Source organism: Salinisphaera hydrothermalis C41B8, assembly GCF_000732535.1.
Taxonomy (GTDB): domain Bacteria; phylum Pseudomonadota; class Gammaproteobacteria; order Nevskiales; family Salinisphaeraceae; genus Salinisphaera; species Salinisphaera hydrothermalis.
In genome coordinates this window covers 1-4,499 of the sequence record NZ_APNK01000071.1, presented here as the reverse complement: position 1 = coordinate 4,499, position 4,499 = coordinate 1, and the positions used below count along the sequence as shown (strand labels likewise).

4 protein-coding genes and 1 pseudogene are annotated in these 4,499 nt (G+C 58.4%); 2 read left to right on the top strand and 3 right to left on the bottom strand.

Annotated elements, in window-relative coordinates; translation table 11 throughout:
- Nucleotides 1-46 precede the first annotated feature (46 nt).
- Entirely contained in the window at nucleotides 47-670 is a 624-nt protein-coding gene (locus C41B8_RS20285) for a Rieske 2Fe-2S domain-containing protein (RefSeq protein ID WP_084189214.1), read from the bottom strand.
- A 120-nt stretch (nucleotides 671-790) separates the two neighbouring features.
- On the opposite strand from C41B8_RS20285, the gene C41B8_RS19045 reads away from it, so the two are divergent.
- The gene (locus C41B8_RS19045; RefSeq protein ID WP_037341949.1) at nucleotides 791-1,435 is read left to right on the top strand and encodes a TetR/AcrR family transcriptional regulator; all 645 of its coding nucleotides are present in this window, start codon (nucleotides 791-793) and stop codon (nucleotides 1,433-1,435) included.
- The gene (locus tag C41B8_RS19040) at nucleotides 1,428-3,098 is read left to right on the top strand and encodes an acyl-CoA dehydrogenase family protein (RefSeq protein WP_084189213.1); all 1,671 of its coding nucleotides are present in this window, start codon (nucleotides 1,428-1,430) and stop codon (nucleotides 3,096-3,098) included. Before C41B8_RS19045 ends, C41B8_RS19040 begins: the two co-directional genes overlap by 8 nt.
- Nucleotides 3,099-3,115: 17 nt before the next feature.
- Here the strand turns inward: C41B8_RS19040 and C41B8_RS19035 are convergent, their stop codons facing one another.
- Together C41B8_RS19035 and C41B8_RS20765 are read right to left on the bottom strand one after the other, a co-directional pair.
- Nucleotides 3,116-4,279 carry an aromatic ring-hydroxylating oxygenase subunit alpha gene (locus C41B8_RS19035; protein WP_198025307.1) on the bottom strand — a complete coding sequence of 388 codons (1,164 nt, stop codon included), beginning with the start codon at nucleotides 4,277-4,279 and terminating at the stop codon, nucleotides 3,116-3,118.
- Between the two features lie 19 nt (nucleotides 4,280-4,298).
- A pseudogene (locus C41B8_RS20765) lies at nucleotides 4,299-4,499 on the bottom strand (DNA alkylation response protein); the annotation flags it as partial.

The window sequence follows — 4,499 nt, the reverse complement described above, 5'->3', positions numbered from 1 at the left end:
GGGGTCAATTTTCAATCGGCGTTTCAAGACCAAAAGGGGTCACTTTTCAGTCGGCGTTGACACGTACTCCGTGTGGTGTGCGGAACTGGTGATGAATATCGACATTCAGGATATGGCCAACCGGCTCACAACGTCGGACATCGGCAAGACTGTTCACACCGTGCAGATAGTGGAAGTGGGTGCTGTCAACGATGTTCTCTTGGATCTCGCGCCATTCTGTATCGACCTCCCAATACTGTCGGCGATAGCGCGACCAACCCGAGGCGCGCCATTCCTCTAATACCGGTACGTCGAACGAAGGCGGTTCGCCGCAAGGGTGGTACCAAGCGCAAATCGTGCCGTTACGTTCTTTAATCGGTAGCGCCTCAATATGGCGGCCATTAAGCTTGGCGTCCGGACTATACGGAATAGCCACACACTGGCCGTTGCCATCGTATTGCCATCCGTGGAAAGGACAGTGCAGTACGCCGTCACAAACCGTACCGCCATGGCCGAGATGGGCGCCGAGATGATGGCAGTACGCCTGCATCAAATGAGGCTGTCTCTCCTCGTCACGCCATAGCACGAACTCCCGGCCAAACGCGTGAAAGGGGCGCACATGACGAACCCCTAGCTCGTTGCTATAGCACACCTGAAACCACCCAAATGCGTAGTCCGCTTGCTTAGCCATAGATCCTCCCACTCGACCTTATTGCGTTCTCGAATCATTCGATGACGCTACTTTCGGATACAGGCTAGAGCGCATCGAGTGCGTATTGCAAGAAGAACTGAATGATGGTTCACTATTTATATGCCATATCGTCGAACGAAAAAAATGGAATCGCGTCTCGCCGAGCGCCGTGCACGGATTCTCGGTGCCGCACGCAACCTCGTGGCCGAAGCCGGCTACAGCGCTGTCAGCGTGCCCGCGATTGCGAAACGTGCGGGCGTATCGACCGGTCTGATCTATAACTACTTCGACTCGAAGGCCGTATTGTTCGATGAGCTCTTTCGGAGCGCGACCGAACATGAGATCGAAGCCTGTGAAGCTGCGGCTCGCCAGCCTGGCAGTGCGCGCGAGCGTATCGGCTATGTCATTGAAACGTTCGCGCATCGTGCGCTGGCCGCACGCCAGCTGGCCTGGGCGTTGCTCGCCGAGCCCGTCGAGACCGAGATCGAACAGGACCGCCTACGCTTTCGAGCGCCGTACCGGCGCCTCTTTGCAGCCCTCATACGAGAGGGGATCAATGACGGCGAAATCGCCGACCAGGACGAGGATGTTGTCGCGGCCGCCATGGTCGGGGGCATCGTGGAAGCACTGATTGGACCACTGAGTGAACCACCCGAGGTCGGTGACGAAGACCGGTTGATACACACGATTGTCAGCTATTGCGCGAACGCGCTCGGTTCGATACCCGAGCCGAGTGAGCTGGGGATGGCCCCGTATCATGACTGACTTTACACAGGATCCGCCCCGGGTCCGGAACCGATTTCTGAGTGATCTGGCATTGCGTCATACGCTCGAACGCGTACTACCTGCGGAAATATTCGCCGAAGCTACGAGTGCATTCACGACGATGGGCCGGTGCGCGGCTAGTGTGATGCCGTCGCTGGCGGACAAGGCTGAGCGCAATCCGCCACACCATGTGCCCTACGACGCATGGGGAAACCGAATCGATGACATACAGGTCGAGGATGCTTGGCTTGAGCTGGTGCGTATCGGGCAGGAAGCAGGGTTAGTGGCCATGCCCCATCAGGCGCATTTTGGCCGTTACGCTCGCGTCGTGCAGGCTGGATTGGTCAACCTGTTCGATCCCGCGAGCGCGGTCGCGACTTGCCCCTTGGTGATGACCGACGGCGCGGCGCATGTGCTTTCGCAGCATGACCCGGAACTCGCCTCGCGTTACGTGCCGCGATTGACCGCGCGCCGCGACGCCTGGACTGCGGGGCAATGGATGACCGAAAAAGAAGGTGGGTCTGATGTGAGCCGCAGTAGCACAGTCGCCCGGCCCAATGGCGACGGCTCATGGTCGCTTCACGGTACTAAATGGTTTACGTCGGCAACCACGGCCGACGTGGCGCTGGCGTTGGCACGTACCGAGAACGCATCTGAAGGCAGCGCGGGCCTATCGTTGTTTCTACTCGAGCTGCGCACGACCGACGGTCACTGGAATGGTATCAAGGTGCGCCGCTTGAAGGATAAGCTTGGCACGCACGCCTTGCCGACCGCTGAGTTGGATCTCGTCGGTGCGATTGCACATCCAGTCGGTGAGCTCGGCCGTGGCACTGCCAAGCTCGGCGGTTTGCTCAATATCGCGCGACTTTGGGCGTCACTCGGTGGCCCGGCCGGGGTCGGTTATCTGCTGGATTTGGCACGCGACTACGCCCAGCGCCGCTATACGTTCGGCTCGTTTCTGTGTCACAACCCAGTCCATCAGCGCTGGCTCGCGCGGATTGCTGCCGAATATGAAGCAATGATCGCATTGAACATGGAAGCCGCACTCGCGATCGGTAGTGCGGAGCACGGTGGCGACACTTTGATGTCGCGCTTGCTCGCGCCGTTGACCAAGCTGGCCTGTGCGCGGGAGAGCATCTGGGCGGCCAGTGAGCTGGTCGAGAGCTTCGGCGGGGCCGGCTATGTTGAAGACACCGGCATTCCGCGTGTGTTTCGCAACATCCACGTTCACTGTATCTGGGAAGGCACGACCTCGGTGCTGGCGCACGATGTCATGCGAGTACTCGCCCATTCCGAATACGGCGAGGCCTTCATGGCGGATCTACGGCGCCGATATGCTGGCATTTCGATTGACGCGCTGGACGGCGTCAAGGCGCGCATCGACGACGCGATTCGTCAGCTGCGACCCATGGTCGCTCAACCAAAAACTTGCGATGCGCGGCGTCTGGCGTGGGGTATGGCGCGAACTTACCAGGCATTGTTGCTCGCCGAAGCGGCGCAGTGGCAGCTATCGTGCAAGCTGGATGATAGGGGTCTCGTGGCCGCCGAATTATTTGCTCGCTCGCCGCTCGTCGAAGCAGATATGAGCGACGTGCCGGATTCAATGGTCGCCGGCCTCGCCAACGGCAACGTGGCAGATTCAGCGTTGGATATTGCCGGCTGAGCAAACGCCCGTGACTTTCAAGCTTGCTGGATTTCGGTGTCGAGCGCATCTTCGATGCACCGGCGATATTGATCGAGGCCGATCTCGTTGCGGCCGAACATCAGATAATCGTTAGCTCGGGACCTGAAGCCGGCCTGCATTGTTTCGCACGTTTCCAGGTCTTCGTTTACCGCCGCCTTAAATAAATCGATATTGGCCTCCCAGAAGGGCCGTTTACTGAGTTGGTCTTGGCCCGCAACGTGAGTGATTTCGATGCGGCTACGCTCAGGACCAATGGGAAAGATCTGCAGCAAGCTGAAGTGGCTTTTCTCCACGAAGAATGTGGCGACGGGGAAGATCGTGTAGATGATCGTAGCGTTTGGACGCAATGACCAGTGCTCTCTAGGCTGGTTTGCGAGATCACGGATACTGCGCTTGGGCGCCACACCCCGGAAGTGACGTTCGAAGCGATCGCACAGCGCGAGATTGTGAATGAACAGCCAATTCGTGCTGTCTCGATGCAATACCGCAAAGTGATAGTTCTCGAGGAATTGTTCGACGCCACTTTTCCAATTGAAAGCGCCTTCCCAGCTTTCGCGACGATAGTACGTGTATTCCTCGAACCCGTAGGCTGCGAATTCGTTATCCAAGGACGGGCCGAGAAAGGCTGGTACATCGGGTATGGCGCCAGCCTCACCTAGAGGGTCAGGTATCGCCCAGATGAAGCCATGGTGTTCGGCGCAGGGAAGTGACGTCAACGGTCGGTCAGCTTTATCAAGGTTCGGGAAGCTACGTGCCTGGTCGGGCACGTTCGTGAGCAGACCGTCGAGCTGATAGCACCAGCCGTGGTAAGGGCATCGAAATCGGGATAATCCGCTGCCTTCGCTTTCCTGCAACAAAGCTGCGCCTCGATGTCGGCAGACGTTGATATGGACCTTTGCTTTACCCTGTTCGTCTCGTACCACGATGACCGGGGTGCCCATTAAGTCTTTGGCGACGTAGTCCCCCGGCTGCGCGATTTCGGACGCGTGGGCTACGATTAACGGTTGGCGACGAATCATTTGCCACTCTCGTTGGTAGCGGCCGGGATCGAAGTAGTCGCGCACAGGCCATTGTGTCTCGGACTGACCGACTTCGGTCTCTTTCCGCTGTTCACGCTCAAGCGCTTTATCAATCAAACGATTCTGTTCTGCTTGTTCCATAACAGCCGCCTCTAAATAATTACTTCGGGAAAGCGCGCTCGATAATCTGGCGCGCGGTCTGGCCGGGCGGGACATGACCAAACAGCGAGCCGCGCATGGCGTCCAAACGCGTGCGCAAAAAGTTGTCGTGCACATGCGGTGGTGCGAGTTGGAGGAGTAGCGCCGCTTGGTAAGCGACGGTCATGCGCTCGGCCAATAGACGCGGTTGCATTGGCAGTGC